Genomic DNA, 16,882 nt, shown 5'->3' with positions numbered 1-16,882 from the left:
ACCTACAGATTCTCACGGTTGAGAGATTACAGTTTACAAGCTAATGAAAACTAAACTACACATATTTAAAACAGTTGCATATCATTCTAGTTTTACAAAAGCTGCAGAACAACTATTTATATCACAACCAGCCATTTCAAAATCAATTAGAAACTTAGAAAACGACTATAAAACTACGTTTTTCTTAAGAAAAAGAAATTCTATTGAATTAACAGATGATGGTAAAGCATTTTTAATTTATGCTAATAAAATTTTAGATCTTTATTCTGACCTAGAGAATCATTTTATAAATAAACATGCAAAATTTCCAAGTCTTATAAGTTTTGGAGTAAGTACAACGATTGCTAGCTATATTATACCAAAAATATTGGCGAAGTTTAGAATACAATTTCCACAAACTAACTTTAAAGTTATAAGCGAAAACACAGAAGATATAGAGGACCTCATCTTAAATCAACAATTAGATTTTGGCATTATTGAAGGTAGAAATACAAACCGGAAATTACAATTTAAGAAATTTATTAAAGATGAAATTGTTCTTGTAACAAACGCAAAAAATGAAGCCTTTAAAAAAGGGATCATTAACATTAAGACCTTGCATGAAATCCCAATTATTGAAAGAGAAATTGGATCTGGAACTAGAGAAATTATTCATGATTTTTTGAGTACTAACAACATAAAAAAACTCAACACTGTCGTTACTCTTAACAGCACTGAAGCTATTAAAAATTACCTCTATTACTCTGATAATTATGCACTTGTCTCCATTAGTGCTGTTCGCGAAGATTTAATCAACAACAAGCTTAAAATCATAGATATTAAAGATTTAACTATTGAAAGGTGGTTCTATTTTGTGTCTAGAACGGGTTATCAATCTAATCTTATGGACTATTTTGAAACTTATGTTAGAAATAACTATAACTTTTAGTTATATCAAATAGAATATTAATTCTCTTAAAGATTATATTCTAACTGTATTTTTGTGTCATCAAATTACATGACATGAACAGTATACTGGTAAAAGCAATTTACTTTATTATAGCCATTACCGCGCTTCTCGGGTTAATTAATAGTCCAACTGCTTTACTTCTTGGTTTTATATTTACAGTGATTTTTAAAAATCCATTTCAAGCATATAGTCATAAGGCTATTCACTATTTTTTAAAAATTTCTGTAATAGGTTTAGGTTTTGGTATGCTAATTAAAGAAACTTTTGATACAAGTAAAGGAAGCTTTGTTTTAACATCAAGCTCTATTATTTTAACCGTAAGTCTTGGTTTAATTCTAACTAGGCTATTAAAAATGGATTTAAAATTAGGGCATCTCATTATCTCAGGAACCTCCATATGCGGTGGTAGTGCTATCGCAGCAATCTCTCCTGTAATAAAAGCAAAAAGCAAAATTATTAGTATTGCATTAGGTATTATTTTTCTGTTAAACTCCATCGCATTATTCGTGTTTCCCGTTATTGGTCATTGGTTACAATTAAGTCAGCATCAATTTGGACTTTGGTGTGCAGTTGCTATACACGACACAAGTTCTGTTGTAGGAGCTGCTCTAGGCTATGGCGATGAAGCACTCAGAATTGCGACCACCGTAAAGCTTTCAAGAACCTTATGGATTATACCGTTGTCTATTTTTTCAATGTTTCTTTTTAAAACAAAAGGTGAAAAAATTAAAATCCCTTACTTTATTGTATTCTTTATTATCGCTATACTAATAAACAGCTACCATTTACTACCCATAACAATAACAAGTGTTATTGTTTTAATGTCTAAACGATTATTGGTCCTAACATTATTTCTTGTTGGCTCTACAATTTCAATTAAAGACTTAAAGAAAACAGGCGCAAAACCCATAGTGTTGGCACTCTCTTTATGGATATTTATATCTATTTTTTCATTAATTTATATAACACATTAATTGATTTTTATACGAAAGAAAAAGGCTTAAAAAGATAAATTTAATAGCCCTTCATATGTAGTCTTTTGGGTTTAGCATCTAAATTAATATTTATAGCGTATATTAGTTCGACCCTAAAAACCTACTTATGAAAAATGTTATTTATTTAACCGTACCATTCCTATTTTTATTTTTGAGCTGTAATAAAGATGATATAAGCCTTAATGATTTAGAATCTTTGCCCAAAGACACAGGTGGGGTACAAAAAGCGAATCCACTTACAACTACAGATGCTGTTTTTGGATATTATATCTATACTCCCAGTAATTATGAAAATAGTACGATTGAATATCCTTTACTCGTTTTTTTACATGGTTCGGGAGAAAGAGGTAACAGTCAAACAAGCCCAGATATTTTAAACAAAGTCTTAGCTAACGGTCCGCCAAAATTAATCGAACGAAAAGAATGGTCACCTAAATATCCTATGATTGTTGCTTCGCCGCAATTGGCATCTGGAAATTGGAACGCCGATGATATTCATAGTTTTATAACATATTTAATAGCCAATTATAATATTAATACGAATCGCATCTATATCACAGGGCTTAGCTTAGGTGGTTTTGGATGCTTTAGCTATATTTCTAAATATGGCTCTGATGCGTATGCGGCAGCTATTGTGCCTATTGCTGGTGGCGGAAACACAAATTCTGGGGACCAATATACTACCATTCCTGTGTGGGCATTCCATGGAGATAATGATACTACGGTTTCGCAAAACCAGTCTATTAATATGATAAATGCTATTAATGTAGCTAACCCTATTACCCCAGCAAAACTGACCATATATCCTGGTGTTGGACATGACTCCTGGAGCAGAACATACAATAGTAGTGGTATGGGAGAGGAAAGCAGCGCATATGATGCTTTTAATATGACTATTTATGATTGGATGTTTTTATATGAAAAATAATCATCCATAAAAGAATCAGATATTACTGCTTCTTTAATTCTAATTTTTCAGCAAAATAATCACAAAAATCTTTCATGGTTGCTGTCATTTTTTCGTCCTGCGTTGCTTTATGAAATGTATTACTCATGGCTACTAAGGTTTGATGAAAAAAGACTTTCATCTCATCAACAGGCATGTCTTTAGTCCATAAATCTATACGTAAGGTTTCTTGAGCTTTGGCATCCCAAACAGATAGCATCATAGCTTTGGCTTCTTCGTTCGTTATTCCACCATCTTGAGCTGTCCAATATAATTTCTCAGGAACTCTATTCTCATCAAGTTTAACTTTTAACTCAATTTTAGATTGTTTTTCAGACATTACTTTCTTGGTTTAAACTTTGAATTATTAAAAATTTCTTCTGGAGATGTTATGAGCATATCTTTTAGAGACACATCGTTATTTGCCATATAAGCCCTAACTATTTGCCAACCTATATATTGCCCTAATCTACCAGGAGACTCACTATCTATTTCTTCTAAATAAAACTTTGTAAAAGGTGCCGGATTTATAAACCTACTAGGTAATTTAGAGTCTGTGCTAAATAGCAGTTCATGTTCTACAAAATACCTCCAAATATAGCTTTCATTGGCATGAGCCCAATCTAACTGCTCTTTAGTGTAGCTTATGCGCTCCGCATCGGTTTTAAAAGGAATGACCTTGTCTTCAAAATATAATTGCTTGCCGAAGTAAATCATTTCATCAAGCAACGTTTCGTTTGGCTTCTGATAAATATATTTCTTTGCATACTCTCTAGCTAAATCCACAACAATATGCTCGGTATTAAAATCTTCTCTAATATATTTTTGGATGCCTTGATAAAACTTATGATCACTTCCTAAATAATTATCTATCGAAATTAAAGCAATCGTATCAGTTACAATAATTCTATTTCTATAATCTACAAATGAGGTTGTCGTGATAATTCTAGGAGCTCTAAATTCAGGAAAATAATACTTAATATGTTGAAACAGCGATTCTATTTCAGCCTTTGGCGTATTAAAATTTGGATATGCTTTTTCTACTTCCTTAGATAATTCAATTTGTAAAGTATCCTTCATTCGTGCTACCCAAAAAGAATCTGCATACTTTTTAGAAAACATAAAAGGGTAATCCTTTTTAAGTTTAGGCAAATCTTTTAAAGACGCTTCTGAAAAAAGCTTATCAAACCTTTCAATATTAACTTGTATAGGGATTTTTGAAATTTCTCCTTCTAATTTGCTATCCTTTTTGCAAGAAACAACCAAAGTTAAAGTACATAAAAGCAAAAAAATATTTTTCATATAAAAGTTAAACGGTCTAAATTTTTATTAATTGAGTGATTCCCTTATTTTTGTTTTGCAAATGTACTATTCTTTGATTTAAATCCGTTCAAAATGCAAACAGAAAAAGTTGTTGATTATATTGTAAATTGGTTAAAAGATTACGCTACAAAAGCGAACATGAATGGATTTGTTATTGGTGTATCTGGTGGTATCGATTCTGCAGTAACCTCTGCTCTTTGTGCTAAAACAGGCTTACCACTACTTTGTTTAGAAATGCCAATACATCAAGCGGAGTCTCAAGTGAGTCGTGCTTTAAACCATATAGATTGGTTGAAAGCGAATTTTGACTCTGTTTACGTTACTCAAATAAACTTAACCCCCGTTTTTGATAGCTTAATAGCCGCCTTACCTCCTGTTGTTAAGGAGGAAAGCAGGTTTATGTCATTGGCAAATACCAGAGCTAGATTGCGTATGACGACCTTATATTATTTTGCAGCTATCAATAAGTATTTAGTTGCTGGAACAGGTAATAAAGTAGAAGATTTTGGTGTTGGTTTTTATACAAAATATGGTGATGGCGGAGTTGATTTAAGTCCTATTGCCGATTTATTAAAAACCGAAGTTTACACCATTGCTAAGTATCTCGGTATCAACTCAGAAATCATTGAAGCTGCCCCAACTGACGGGCTTTGGGGAGATGACAGAACCGACGAAGATCAAATTGGGGCTTCCTATCCTGAACTTGAATGGGCTATGAAAATGGATGCAGAAGGAAAAACAAAAGATGACTTTTCTGGAAGAGAAAAAGAAGTGTTCATTATATACAAAAGATATAATCAAGCTAATAAGCATAAAATGAATCCTATCCCTATTTGTGAAATACCTGCTGAATTATTACAAAAAAGGTAAAAAATATTACATTTTTTCATATATTTACCAAATTAACATGTAATTTAATTATATGTTAATATTCCCTAAGCACTCTCAATTTTAAAAACCAACTATTATGATTAAATTATTAATAGCCGACAACCATCCAATTATTAGAAAAGGGTTAGAGCTACTCTTCTCAGCATCATCAAATATCCAAGTTGTGGGTAGTGTAAATGATGGTGAAGCCATTATCGACTTTATTAAAAAAGCACCTGTTGACATTATTTTAACGGAAATTGATTTACCTAAACTTAATGGACTTACCGTTTTGCGAGTTTTAAAAACAGAATTTCCAAGTATTAAAACCATTGTTTTTAGTGCACAACCAGAAGAAGTATATGCCATCAATGCCATTAAAGCTGGCGCTGCAGGATATATTTCTAAAGCAGTAAATCTTATTACTATTAATGAAGCCATTTTAAAAGTTAATGAAGGTGATATTTATTTAAGCGATGAGCTCAATAAAGAGTTAAACCTTGGAAAGAAAATTAACAGATCTGGTTCATTTTACAAAAAACTTTCAACGCGAGAAGCTGAAGTTTTAAAGCTTCTTTGTGTTGGAAAGAAAAACAAGGAAGTTGCTAAAGAGCTAAATGTTAATGAAAAAACAGTTAGTACTTATAAGGCGCGATTAATGAAAAAACTAAAAGTAACAAATTTAGTGGATCTAGTTAATCAAGCTAAATTAGCTACATCATAAAGCTCTATTTAGTTTTCTTGATAAAAGCATCTTTAAGCCGGAGTAATCTTTTACTTCCTCAAGGATGCTTTTATTTATTTCTGCTTTATTTGCAACCGTTTTTTGCTGAAACTCTTTAACTTTTTGGTCGATTAAAAAGCATCTTAAACTTAAAATTGTTTCACTTACTAACTGGGCAACACTGTGTTTTTTTTCTTTAGGAAAAATCTGCATGCGCTCCCAATCATCTAAAGTGTAACGCTCATCTTCCATTAAAATCGTGGTAATTTCATTAGCCATATCTGCATCAACTGTATTAATGAACGTTTTTAATTGAAACTCTGGGTTTTGATTTAAAGTATCAATAATAGTATAGTATAAAGTTTTAAATTTTGGATTGGTAAACTCCATTTCATCTTCCTGAAGATCTAAAAATATTTTTTCAAATACTTTAGCTGTATTAATTACAGGTTCTAAAACTAAGTTTCCTTTATCATTTTCCTTTAAAATCAAATCTTCAAAATCTTCAGTTTTATTGCCGTATAGCAATAATACTTCTATGATTTTGCGCTCTAAAACATATTGGATATCAACTTTTTCAACTGGTTGTTTATTCTTAATAACATCAAAGGCCTTTGTTTCAGTTTTATATTCTGTATTCGCATCCTGAAACTCTTTTTTGTTAATTTGTGCTAAGGTACTAAACAGCACATCTTCGCTAATATCCATAATTCTAGCACACTCCTGAATGTAGATTTCCTTTTTAATTCTATCAGGAATTTTGGAAATACTATTTACAATATCCCGAACAGTATCTGCTTTTTTTATAGGATCGTTTTTAGACTCTTCAAACAACACAGACGCTTTAAACTGAATGAAATCTTTGGCATTTTCTTCTAGATAAACCGTGAGTTCTTCAAGCGTATTTTGTTTGGCAAAACTGTCCGGATCTTCACCTTCTGGAAATGTACAAACCCTCACATTCATGCCTTGTTCCAGGATTAAATCTATGCCTCTAAGCGACGCTCTCATTCCAGCTGCATCACCATCAAATAAAACTGTAATATTTTTTGTTAGTCTATTGATTAATCGAATTTGCTCTGATGTTAATGCTGTTCCTGATGACGACACTACATTTTTAATACCCGTTTGATGGAATTGAATCACATCTGTATAGCCCTCAACTAAATAGCAATTATCCTCTTTCGCAATGCTCTGTTTGGCATGATAAATCCCATAAAGCACGTTACTTTTATGATAAATAATGCTTTCTGGAGAATTCATGTATTTCGCAGCCTTTTTATCGGTGATTAAAATACGCCCACCAAAACCCAACACACGCCCACTCATGCTCTTTATAGGAAACATAACGCGGCCTTTAAACCTATCGAAACGCTTATCTTCTTTAACTATGGTAAGACCAGTTTTCTCTAAAAATTCTAGCTTATAGCCCTGTTTTAAAGCCTCATCTGTAAAGGCTTGCCATTCGTTTAACGAGTAACCTAAATCGAACTTTTTAATGGTATCTTCGGTGAACCCACGTTCTTTAAAATAGCTTAACCCAATGGATTTTCCTTGATCTGTTTTATGAAGTATTTTTTGAAAATAGGCGTTTGCAAATTCACTTACCAAATACAAACTCTCGCGTTCGTCTTGCTTTTCTTTTTGCTCATCCGTCTGCTCGGTTTCTTCAATCTCAATATTATATTTTTTAGCGAGATATTTAATGGCCTCAGGATATGTAAAATGTTCATGCTCCATTAAAAAAGCGACCACATTACCTCCTTTGCCACTACTAAAATCTTTCCATATTTGTTTTACTGGAGAGACCATAAAACTTGGTGAGCGCTCATCGCTAAACGGACTCAAGCCCTTAAAATTACTTCCAGATTTTTTAAGTTGAACAAAATCACCAATAACCTCTTCAACACGAGAGGCTTCAAATACTTGATCTATGGAAGACGGTGAAATCATGATTAAAAATTATACTAAAAGAGTGACTGTTTGCTTTAAAATGTAAATGTAATATAATCTATTGAAAGTAAATAGAGGATTATGAATTTGCGTTTATTAGAAAAAAAACAAACCTCATTTAACGTTTAACTTATAAGCAGTAAAACATTTTTGAATTATTAGAAAACATAAAAAAGCCTCTTTTCAGAGGCTTTTTTTACTTAATATTTAGTCCACATCAAACCTGACACCTACAGAAATATTATGTTGGTCCACTGCTTGATTATTAAAAATAGGCGACAAATCATATTTTACGTATAAGGCTGTATCACCAAAGGCCAAATATCCACTTAAACCATAAACCAAATTAGTGGCATTAAATCCTCGTTTTTGTTTGTCCTTTACACGCTCGCCATCTAACATATATTTTAGTTTTTGACGTGTCCCAACATTAAAACCTGCATATCCACCTAGTCCAATTTTAAATTGATTACTTGTAGAATACCGAAAATAAGTGTCCTTGTCAATTTTTTTTGAGGGTCCAAATTCAAAATGAACGGGAAACACCAAATTAGAAATAGAGAGCTTCGATTTTTTTAAGTCAATTGGGTAGTCTTCTAAATAGGTTTCATCATTATTCTGAACAAAATATTGATTATCAGATGGCTTTAAACCATTAACTTGTAGCGATACGCCATACTTTAAACGTACAAAATTAGAGTTTTCAAAAACTCTAGTCTTCCATGCCCAACCCATTTCAAAAAAACGAGAGCCTCCAAATTTATAAGGCGAATTGTTTAGATTTTCACCATCAATAATGGCGTTGTTAAAACCGAAGGCTAAAACGAAGTCACTTTTAGTTCGCCTATCATATTTTCTGTTTTTTGGTTTATCATCATCAGCGTCACCAATAAAAATAAAACTTTCGCTCGTATTCTCATTAGATCCAATTCTTATAATATCTAGAGATCTTTCTTGCCCTTCGTATTCATAACCATTCTCATTTCGTTTTAAAAGTGATATTTTATTATCAACAATAGCCAATCTGTTTTCAATATTTAAAGCACGTTTTTTGGCAGCTTCCATTTTTAATTCTTCAGCTTCAGAATTTGAAATCTCTCCTTTTTCTAAACGTTTAGAAATTGCTTCAACTTCAGACTTTAAAAAGTTCCGTTCTTCAGTTTTAATCTTTTCTTTAAGTTCTTTTAAAGATTCTATTTTCTCTTGATTTTTAGTGTTTTGAATTGTGTCTTGCGCATTGATTATGTGTATGTTCAATGTAAGTGCTACAAGTGCTAAATACTTGGTAATTGTTTGCATAACTGTTCGTTTTTTGATTTTAAAATATGTTCGTGATTAATTGATGATTATTGTTAATCATTGCGGTTAGCGATAGCTGTTTTTATAAAATTAAAATTTTCCTTTAAGGCTTTAAATGCTTTATCTCTAAAGGATTCGTCTAGTTCTTGTTCTACTTCACTCAATAAAGCTTTGGCGTCCACAATGCCAGTTGCATTATTATATATTTCTTTTTGTAACCGAATTTCATTCTGTGCTTGCTCTAACAAGGCATCTATTTCTGAATCTGTAACTGTTTTATTTTTGGCCTTTAAGTTTTGAACTTGTGCAACCAACTCTTGAATTTTTTCATCTTCAAAACTCAACTTTTTCTTTTTAATTTCAACAGATTTCACACGAGCCTGTTCTGAATTAGAACTCTTGTTTGTAATCCCCTCTTTTGTCGATACTAGTTGTTGGTCTTTAGTTATCTGATTTGCTTTAGTTTTTACAATAACTTTTTTTGATTGCAATTCAGAATCCTGTTGTTTCGCTATTTCAACCTCATTGATTTCATCCTCTTTTTTAACCACTACTTTTGTTGACTCCTCCTGCTTCTCCACCTCGGGAGTTGCTACAATAGTTGGTACTATTATTTCAGTCTTGTTTTCGTTAAATAATTTCGAACCTACCAATAACACACCTACAATACTTGCTGCCACACCTATCCAAACAAGCGGTTTATTTTTAGATTGCTTTACTGGTTTACCTAAGCGAGTATCCAGTTTATTCCAAGCATCGGCAGATGGCTGAATGCTCCGCTCTTCGAGCTTATCTTTTATATGTTCTTCAAATTTAAGGGGTGCCATAGCTTGTTTTGTTTAAGTCGTTTATTTTTTGTTGCAACATATTTCTTGCTTTAAATAGTTGCGATTTCGAAGTTCCTTCTGTTATATTTAACGCCTCTGCAATCTCATGATGTTTATAGCCTTCAATGGCATACATAACAAATACCACTTTATAGCCTTCTGGTAGTGTATCAATGAGTTGTTGTATTTCGGCAACTTCAATTTCTGTTTCAATATTATTGGTGAAATCATGTTCAATTTCAACTGATTCCATGGAGAATTCAATCTGCTTTTGCTGACGTAAAAAAGAAATACTTTCTCTTACCATAATTCTCCTAATCCAACCCTCAAAACTTCCTTCGCCTTTAAAACTTTTCAAATTAGAAAACACTTTATAAAATCCGTTTAACATTGCTTCCTCTGCATGCTGAAGGTCTTTTATATAATATCTACAAACACTTAACATTTTTGGTGCATGCATTTCAAACAACGCGTGTTGAGCTTCACGATTGTCTTTAACAGCCTTTTCTATAAGCGTATTTTCGTTTTTAAATAGTTGAATGACTTTCAAAAGCGGCTTCATTTTGTCTTCTAATTATATAGACGCAAATTTTATGCAAATGGTTGCCTAAAGGTTTAAAAAAATAAATTTAAGAATAACATTCTGACAATAAATAAGTAACTTATGCTTTTAGACACGTATTTATTAGAGTGATTTAAAAAACACCCGTCTGACACGCAATAAAATCAATAATATTTAAATATAATTCATTATTATTATTAAAATATGTGATTATTTTTAAAATAAAACAGATATTGGTAATTTATTATCATCAATACGCTATATTTTATAAATATTATTTAACAATCGTTATATTTGATACATACAATAAAAACTTTATGAGTAAAGACCATCTTTTTTCTTCTTACGATCAACTCTCTAGCACTTGGGATGAAATGTATAGTTCCAACTCAGAAATTAGAGAACAATATGATATGATTATTGATTATTTAAAGAATACCTCTAAAAAAACACTATCAAAAAAAGAAGAGTTATCAAAACAGCTTTTTATGAGTCAAGGTGTTACGTTCACTGTTTACAGTGATAATGAGGGTATTGAAAAAATATTCCCTTTTGATATCGTTCCAAGAATTATTACGGCTGCAGAATGGGATAAAATTGAGCGTGGTATTAAGCAGCGTATTAAAGCTTTAAACTTATTCATCAAAGATATTTATAATGAGCAATTTATTATAAAAGATGGGATTGTACCCGCTGATTTAATTTACTCGTGTCCTAATTATTTGCGTGAAATGAAAGGCGTTAAAGTACCGCATGACGTGTATGTACACATTGCGGGCGTTGATTTAATACGAAATAATGACGGCGAATTTTATGTGCTTGAAGATAACTTAAGGACCCCTTCTGGCGTGAGTTATATGCTTGAAAACAGAGAGATATCAAAACGTTTATATCCAGGAATCTTACCAAGAAACAATGTCCGGTCTGTTTCCAATTACCCTAATTTACTTTACAAAAAATTACAGGAACTTTCTTATAATAGTAATCCTAATATTGTACTGTTAACACCAGGTATTTACAATTCTGCTTATTACGAACATACCACATTAGCACGTCTTATGGGGATTGAATTGGTTGAAGGAAGCGACTTGGTAGTAAAAAATCATTTTGTCTATATGAAAACCACCAACGGTTTAAAACAAGTGGATGTGATTTATAGACGTGTGGATGATGATTTTTTAGACCCGCTTGAGTTTAATGCTAAAAGTGTTTTAGGTGTTGCTGGTATTATGGCTGCCTACCGAAAAGGAAATGTAAACATCATTAACGCCCCAGGTACTGGAGTTGCCGATGATAAAGCGACTTATGTGTATGTGCCCGATATGATTAAATACTATTTAGGCGAAGAACCTATTTTAAAAAATATTAAAACCTATCAATTAGGACGTCCAGACGAACTACAATATGTTGTTGATAACATTAGAACCATGGTTATAAAAAAGACCGATGGAAGTGGTGGTTACGGGATGCTTATGGGACACGAAGCGACTGATGAAGATATTAAGGATTATCTCGACAACCTAAGGAAAAAACCTGAAAACTTTATAGCCCAACCCATTTTAAAACTATCGACAGCGCCTTGTTATATTAACGGACAACTATCACCTCGCTGTATTGATTTAAGACCATTTGCTTTATCTGGTAAAGATGGAATCGACATCTGTCCTGGTGGACTAACGCGTGTAGCGCTTAAAAAAGGCTCATTGGTAGTAAACAGCTCGCAAGGTGGAGGTAGTAAAGATACTTGGGTGATTCAATAAATCTGAAAAATACAATATATGTTAAGTAGAGTAGCAAATAATCTCATTTGGTTAGAACGATATATGGAACGTGGAAACGGCATGTTAAGTTTACTTAAAGTAAATTATTATGCCAACCAAGATTCTCCAGAATTATTTTCTTGGGAACCCATTATTCGAAATTATAATGCTTCGAGTGAACCTTTTCACACTGAAGATGCTATTGAGTGTATAGAATTCTTGGTGTTCAACACTGGTAATCCAAACTCCATTTTAAATTTAGTTATTAAAGCAAGAGAAAATGCGCGTAGCGTCCAAGAGCATATTTCAAGAGAATTATGGCTTTCTTTAAACAACTATTACTTGTATTTAACGCGTAAAGATTTAATTAAAAAGCTAAGAGAAGAAGATCCTATTGCTTTTTTGGATGAACTTAAAAAATACCATTTAACACATAATGGGACCATGGATATCACGCAAGAAAGAGGACCCGCCTATTATTTTATGAATGTAGGTAAGTTTTTAGAACGTGTCATACAAATTTCAGATTTTACTGAAATGAAGCTTATTGAAATTGCTAAAACATCTGATAGTTTAGAACAAAGTTTCTACTGGAAAAATCTATTACTATCTGTTGGTGGTTACCAACTATATTTAAAAACACATAAGTCGTCTTTTCAAGAAAACCATGTGATTACAATGATTTTTCAAGATAAATTGTTTCCGAGATCTATGTATTATTGTGTAAGCAAATTAGGTAGACATATTAATCAGCTTATTGAAATTCAAGAACTTGAAAAAAACAATACTGAATTCTTATTAGGAAAACTTGAAAGTACTATAAAATACACGTCAATTGAAAGTATTAATGAACAAGGTCTTCATAATTTTATTTTAGGAATCAAAGAAGATATTAGAAATATTTCAATGAGTATTAATACCGTTTATTTTTCACATTCTAGCTAATTTATAACATTACAATGGCGACATTTTACATAAAACACCTTACCAAATATAATTATAGCGATAAAGTTATAGACGCGGCTAATCAAATAAAGTTGTATCCTATTAATGACAACTTTCAGAAAGTAGCACATCAAATTATTTATATAAATAATACAGCACCATTTATTGATACATACTTAGATTTTTACAACAATTTAGTAGGTACATTTATGATTATTGAGCCTCATGACTTTTTATCTATTGAATCTAAGGTAGAGGTGACTACCTTTCCAAAATCATTACCAGTAAATACTGCAGATGCTTCAACACAATGGAATGATTTAAATAACATAAAACACCATACGGATTATATCGATTTTTTAATGCATCGTTCATTTATAGGAACTCAAGATGTTTTGAATTTGTTAAGCACAAAAGACATAAACACAAAAACACCATTTAATATTCTCTTAGAACTTTGTGATTATATCTATAACAACTTTAAATATAGTCCGGGCATCACCACCGTGAGTACCACTTTAGATGAACTTTGGGAAATAAAAGCAGGTGTCTGTCAAGATTTCACAAATGTCATGCTACAAATGGTAAGGATGTTAGGAATTCCTGCCAGATATGTAAGTGGCTATGTGTTTACTAACGACGAGATTACGCGTGGCGAAGGGGCTACTCATGCATGGATAGAAGCCTATATTCCGTTTTATGGCTGGTTAGGTTTTGATCCAACCAATAATATTATTGCCAATGAAAACCACATACGCCTAGCGGTTGGAAAAAATTATAATGACTGTTCTCCTGTAAAAGGGGTTTTTAAAGGAAAAGTTGATGATGAACTTATCGTAAAAGTGAGTATTAGCACAACCAAAGACGTTGATAATTCCAGCCATTTAACTACAGAAGCAGAACCTGATGAAACCATCAATAGCTTCTTAAAAAATAAGGAAATTGTTCAGCAACAACAACAGCAACAGCAGTAAAACTTTATATATTTTTTAAACTGTTCTCGATATAATTTCATTTTAAAATTATTCGAACTTACGACTTGAATTTATCATAAATAACCGATATCTTGGCTCTCCATTTAATTTAAATAATTAAATAGGTTTTCTTCAATTTGAATAAAATGAAACAATATAGTTTAAACGGAGAAATATTAGTCTTGAGAGTGAAGAAATCTCCAATCTTTATAAGAGGAATATTGTTTTTCTTTGCTTTTGCTTCTTTTCTCTTACCATTAATCGGAATCATTATGTCAATCGAAGATGGAAAAGGATTGCACATTGGGTATTTTATTATTCTATTTTTATTCGGTCTTATAGCATTCTACCTTTTAAGAATATCGCTGTGGAATACTTATGGTGAAGAAACTATTGTATTAAATATGCCAACTATACAATACGAAGCAAATTATGGATGGTTCAAGGATGGAAAAAAAACTATCAATTCCAATACCCCAGTTTTTTCAATTAGTCAAATTGGTTATGAAGAAGATAAAATTGGAACTTTGGTTATAGGAGAAAATGATGAAAAAATAGAATCAGTTGTAAAAATACCAATAAATCAAATTGAAGAATTGATAGAGAAATTAAAAATAGTAGCAGGCACCGTCTAAAAAAAAATTGCTTAGTCTAAGACTACTTCTTCCTATCAATCACATAATTCACCATCAATTCTAGTGAATTTCTAAAAGGTGATACTGGATATGTTTCTAAAATTTGTAAGGCTTCATGTTGAAACTGTTTCATTTTCTGAACAGCATAATCGAGACCACCACTAGTTTTTACAAATGCAATGACCTCTTTTACTCTTATTATATCCTTGTTATGATTTTTAATTGAGTTTATCAGCCAACTTTTGTCCTTTTTTGACGCTTGATTTAATACATAAATTAAAGGTAAGGTCATTTTTTGTTCTTTAATATCAATGCCCGTTGGTTTCCCTATTTGGTCGTCACCATAATCAAATAAATCGTCTTTAATTTGAAATGCCATACCAATTAACTCACCAAATTTTCTCATGGTTTCTACATGCTGAGATTCTGGCTTTACTGAGGCAGCTCCCAAGCTGCAACAAGCCGCAATAAGCGTTGCTGTTTTTTGACGAATAATTTCGTAGTAAACATCTTCGGTAATATCAAGTTTACGGGCTTTTTCTATTTGAAGTAATTCACCTTCACTCATCTCCCTTACCGCAATAGATATGATTTTAAGCAAATCAAAATCGTTATTATCAATCGATAACAATAAGCCTTTTGATAGCAGGTAATCGCCTATTAAGACAGCTATTTTATTTTTCCAAAGAGCATTAATAGAGAAAAAACCTCGTCTTCTATTGCTATCATCAACCACATCATCATGAACCAACGTAGCGGTATGAATTAATTCAATAACCGATGCGCCTCTATAGGTGCGCTCACTAATCTCACCATTCGATACCATTTTTGCTACCAGAAACACAAACATAGGGCGCATTTGCTTACCCTTTCGGTTTACTATATAATGGGTAATTCTGTTAAGTAAGGCAACCTTACTAGACATGGAAAGTTGAAACTTTTGCTCGAAAAGTTCCATTTCAAAAGCGATAGGTTGTTTTATTTGTTCTACAATCTTCATGTGACGCACCAAAGATACTATTTAGATTGAATAATGATAAAAAAACAATATGTTTTGAATGTATGTTTTTTTACTTGTCTATGACTTATTCGCTAGTTGTCCGCAAGCTGCATCAATATCTTTACCTCTGCTTCTTCGAACATTTACCACAATTCTGTTTTGCTCTAAATGTCTAATATATTGTTGAATGGCTTCGCTGGATGCTTGCTGAAACTCGCCATCATCAATTGGGTTATATTCAATTAGATTCACTTTGCAAGGCACATATTTACAGAACTTTACAAAGGCATCGATATCTTTTTTAGAATCGTTAATACCATTCCAAACTACATATTCATAACTTATTCTCTGGTTGGTTTTTGCATACCAATATTGTAACGCTTCTTTTAAATCTTCTAACGGAAAGGTTTCATTAAATGGCATGATGGATGTGCGAACACTATCAATCGCAGAATGCAAAGACACCGCAAGATTAAATTTAACATCATCATCTGCCATCTTTTTTATCATTTTAGGAACACCTGATGTGGATACTGTAATACGTTTTGGAGACATTCCTAAACCTTCTGGCGACGTAATTTTATCAATAGCCTTCATAACATTATTGTAATTCATGAGTGGTTCTCCCATTCCCATAAAAACAATGTTACTTAGTGGTCTATTAAAATACAATTTGCTTTCTTTATCAATGGCCACTACCTGGTCATAAATCTCATCCGGGTTTAAATTACGCATGCGTTTTAAACGTGCTGTAGCGCAAAATTTGCAATCTAAACTACATCCAACCTGACTTGACACACAAGCTGTGGTTCGTGTTGCGGTAGGTATTAAAACCGATTCTACGATTAAACCATCATGTAATTTTACGGCATTTTTAACCGTACCATCACTACTACGTTGCATGTTGCTAACTTCGATGTTATTAATAACAAAGTTGTCTTCCAGCATCTGCCGAGTTTCTTTGGATAGGTTTGTCATATCTTCAAAACTATACGCCGATTTTTGCCATAACCATTCGTATACTTGATTGCCTCGAAAAGCTTTATCGCCTTGTTTTTCAAAGAAATCTCTTAGTTGCTCTTTGGTTAGAGCACGTATGTCTTTTTTTTGTGTTGCCATA

17 protein-coding genes are annotated in these 16,882 nt (G+C 32.2%); 9 read left to right on the top strand and 8 right to left on the bottom strand.

The features are described 5' to 3' along the window. Positions 1-43: 43 nt before the first annotated feature. The 3 genes from G5V56_RS06885 to G5V56_RS06875 all read left to right on the top strand — a co-directional run bounded on the left by G5V56_RS06885 (position 44) and on the right by G5V56_RS06875 (position 2,872). Positions 44-928 (top strand): LysR family transcriptional regulator, encoded by an 885-nt coding sequence (locus G5V56_RS06885; protein ID WP_166963195.1) that lies wholly within the window; start codon positions 44-46, stop codon positions 926-928. Positions 929-1,002: 74 nt separating this feature from the next. Beyond that, a complete protein-coding gene (locus G5V56_RS06880; RefSeq protein ID WP_166963193.1) occupies positions 1,003-1,923 on the top strand; it encodes a YeiH family protein in 921 nt (306 codons plus the stop codon). Between the two features lie 127 nt (positions 1,924-2,050). Continuing rightward, a complete protein-coding gene (locus tag G5V56_RS06875) occupies positions 2,051-2,872 on the top strand; it encodes a carboxylesterase family protein (RefSeq protein WP_166963191.1) in 822 nt (273 codons plus the stop codon). 22 nt (positions 2,873-2,894) lie between these two features. On the opposite strand, the gene gldC is transcribed toward G5V56_RS06875, so the two are convergent. Both gldC and gldB read right to left on the bottom strand, forming a co-directional pair. After that, a complete protein-coding gene (gene gldC, locus G5V56_RS06870; RefSeq protein WP_166963189.1) occupies positions 2,895-3,230 on the bottom strand; it encodes a gliding motility protein GldC in 336 nt (111 codons plus the stop codon). Further along, entirely contained in the window at positions 3,230-4,192 is a 963-nt protein-coding gene (gene gldB / locus G5V56_RS06865) for a gliding motility lipoprotein GldB (protein ID WP_166963185.1), read from the bottom strand. The genes gldC and gldB overlap by 1 nt, the downstream gene beginning before the upstream one ends. A 93-nt stretch (positions 4,193-4,285) precedes the next feature. Between gldB and nadE the strand changes: the two genes are divergently transcribed. Next, entirely contained in the window at positions 4,286-5,083 is a 798-nt protein-coding gene (gene nadE / locus G5V56_RS06860) for an NAD(+) synthase (RefSeq protein ID WP_166963183.1), read from the top strand. A gap of 97 nt (positions 5,084-5,180) precedes the next feature. Next, the gene (locus G5V56_RS06855) at positions 5,181-5,807 is read left to right on the top strand and encodes a response regulator (RefSeq protein ID WP_166963181.1); all 627 of its coding nucleotides are present in this window, start codon (positions 5,181-5,183) and stop codon (positions 5,805-5,807) included. Here the strand turns inward: G5V56_RS06855 and dnaG are convergent. The 4 genes from dnaG to G5V56_RS06835 form a co-directional block, all read right to left on the bottom strand. After that, complete coding sequence (gene dnaG, locus G5V56_RS06850) at positions 5,802-7,760, bottom strand: DNA primase (protein WP_166963179.1); 1,959 nt, start codon at positions 7,758-7,760, stop codon at positions 5,802-5,804. The genes G5V56_RS06855 and dnaG overlap by 6 nt on opposite strands. A 207-nt stretch (positions 7,761-7,967) precedes the next feature. Continuing rightward, complete coding sequence (locus G5V56_RS06845; RefSeq protein WP_166963177.1) at positions 7,968-9,059, bottom strand: hypothetical protein; 1,092 nt, start codon at positions 9,057-9,059, stop codon at positions 7,968-7,970. Positions 9,060-9,112: 53 nt separating this feature from the next. Continuing rightward, positions 9,113-9,886 (bottom strand): hypothetical protein, encoded by a 774-nt coding sequence (locus G5V56_RS06840; protein ID WP_166963175.1) that lies wholly within the window; start codon positions 9,884-9,886, stop codon positions 9,113-9,115. After that, complete coding sequence (locus tag G5V56_RS06835) at positions 9,873-10,448, bottom strand: RNA polymerase sigma factor (protein WP_240911238.1); 576 nt, start codon at positions 10,446-10,448, stop codon at positions 9,873-9,875. The genes G5V56_RS06840 and G5V56_RS06835 overlap by 14 nt, the downstream gene beginning before the upstream one ends. A gap of 317 nt (positions 10,449-10,765) precedes the next feature. Here G5V56_RS06835 and G5V56_RS06830 point away from each other — a divergent pair, with 317 nt between their 5' ends. The 4 genes from G5V56_RS06830 to G5V56_RS06815 all read left to right on the top strand — a co-directional run bounded on the left by G5V56_RS06830 (position 10,766) and on the right by G5V56_RS06815 (position 14,762). Next, positions 10,766-12,208 carry a circularly permuted type 2 ATP-grasp protein gene (locus G5V56_RS06830; RefSeq protein WP_166963173.1) on the top strand — a complete coding sequence of 481 codons (1,443 nt, stop codon included), beginning with the start codon at positions 10,766-10,768 and terminating at the stop codon, positions 12,206-12,208. Positions 12,209-12,226: 18 nt separating this feature from the next. Beyond that, complete coding sequence (locus G5V56_RS06825; RefSeq protein WP_166963172.1) at positions 12,227-13,153, top strand: alpha-E domain-containing protein; 927 nt, start codon at positions 12,227-12,229, stop codon at positions 13,151-13,153. 14 nt (positions 13,154-13,167) lie between these two features. Beyond that, positions 13,168-14,127, top strand: coding sequence for a transglutaminase family protein (locus G5V56_RS06820; protein ID WP_166963170.1), 960 nt, complete (start codon positions 13,168-13,170; stop codon positions 14,125-14,127). 272 nt (positions 14,128-14,399) lie between these two features. Then, positions 14,400-14,762 carry a hypothetical protein gene (locus G5V56_RS06815; RefSeq protein WP_166963168.1) on the top strand — a complete coding sequence of 121 codons (363 nt, stop codon included), beginning with the start codon at positions 14,400-14,402 and terminating at the stop codon, positions 14,760-14,762. A gap of 22 nt (positions 14,763-14,784) precedes the next feature. On the opposite strand, the gene G5V56_RS06810 is transcribed toward G5V56_RS06815, so the two are convergent. Together G5V56_RS06810 and rlmN are read right to left on the bottom strand one after the other, a co-directional pair. Then, positions 14,785-15,762, bottom strand: a complete 978-nt coding sequence (locus G5V56_RS06810; protein ID WP_166963165.1) for a polyprenyl synthetase family protein — start codon at positions 15,760-15,762, stop codon at positions 14,785-14,787. A 78-nt stretch (positions 15,763-15,840) separates the two neighbouring features. Beyond that, entirely contained in the window at positions 15,841-16,881 is a 1,041-nt protein-coding gene (gene rlmN / locus G5V56_RS06805) for a 23S rRNA (adenine(2503)-C(2))-methyltransferase RlmN (protein WP_166963163.1), read from the bottom strand. Between the last annotated feature and the right edge of the window lies 1 nt (position 16,882).

Origin of the sequence: Yeosuana marina (assembly GCF_011762485.1) — a bacterium.
GTDB lineage: Bacteria > Bacteroidota > Bacteroidia > Flavobacteriales > Flavobacteriaceae > Yeosuana > Yeosuana marina.
The sequence above is the reverse complement of the archived record's forward strand: the minus strand, read 5'-3'. Positions and strand labels throughout refer to the sequence as shown.

Bases quoted from the DNA above. Each gene is read 5' to 3' on its own strand.
- G5V56_RS06880 (WP_166963193.1), top strand. From the start codon at position 1,003: ATGAACAGTATACTGGTAAAAGCAATTTACTTTATTATAGCCATTACC.
- G5V56_RS06820 (WP_166963170.1), top strand. From the start codon at position 13,168: ATGGCGACATTTTACATAAAACACCTTACCAAATATAATTATAGCGAT.
- G5V56_RS06885 (WP_166963195.1), top strand. From the start codon at position 44: ATGAAAACTAAACTACACATATTTAAAACAGTTGCATATCATTCTAGT.
- gldB (WP_166963185.1), bottom strand. From the start codon at position 4,192: ATGAAAAATATTTTTTTGCTTTTATGTACTTTAACTTTGGTTGTTTCT.
- rlmN (WP_166963163.1), bottom strand. From the start codon at position 16,881: ATGGCAACACAAAAAAAAGACATACGTGCTCTAACCAAAGAGCAACTA.
- G5V56_RS06875 (WP_166963191.1), top strand. From the start codon at position 2,051: ATGAAAAATGTTATTTATTTAACCGTACCATTCCTATTTTTATTTTTG.
- G5V56_RS06830 (WP_166963173.1), top strand. From the start codon at position 10,766: ATGAGTAAAGACCATCTTTTTTCTTCTTACGATCAACTCTCTAGCACT.
- G5V56_RS06845 (WP_166963177.1), bottom strand. From the start codon at position 9,059: ATGCAAACAATTACCAAGTATTTAGCACTTGTAGCACTTACATTGAAC.
- G5V56_RS06855 (WP_166963181.1), top strand. From the start codon at position 5,181: ATGATTAAATTATTAATAGCCGACAACCATCCAATTATTAGAAAAGGG.
- gldC (WP_166963189.1), bottom strand. From the start codon at position 3,230: ATGTCTGAAAAACAATCTAAAATTGAGTTAAAAGTTAAACTTGATGAG.
- G5V56_RS06810 (WP_166963165.1), bottom strand. From the start codon at position 15,762: ATGAAGATTGTAGAACAAATAAAACAACCTATCGCTTTTGAAATGGAA.
- dnaG (WP_166963179.1), bottom strand. From the start codon at position 7,760: ATGATTTCACCGTCTTCCATAGATCAAGTATTTGAAGCCTCTCGTGTT.
- G5V56_RS06840 (WP_166963175.1), bottom strand. From the start codon at position 9,886: ATGGCACCCCTTAAATTTGAAGAACATATAAAAGATAAGCTCGAAGAG.
- G5V56_RS06815 (WP_166963168.1), top strand. From the start codon at position 14,400: ATGTCAATCGAAGATGGAAAAGGATTGCACATTGGGTATTTTATTATT.
- G5V56_RS06835 (WP_240911238.1), bottom strand. From the start codon at position 10,448: ATGAAGCCGCTTTTGAAAGTCATTCAACTATTTAAAAACGAAAATACG.
- nadE (WP_166963183.1), top strand. From the start codon at position 4,286: ATGCAAACAGAAAAAGTTGTTGATTATATTGTAAATTGGTTAAAAGAT.
- G5V56_RS06825 (WP_166963172.1), top strand. From the start codon at position 12,227: ATGTTAAGTAGAGTAGCAAATAATCTCATTTGGTTAGAACGATATATG.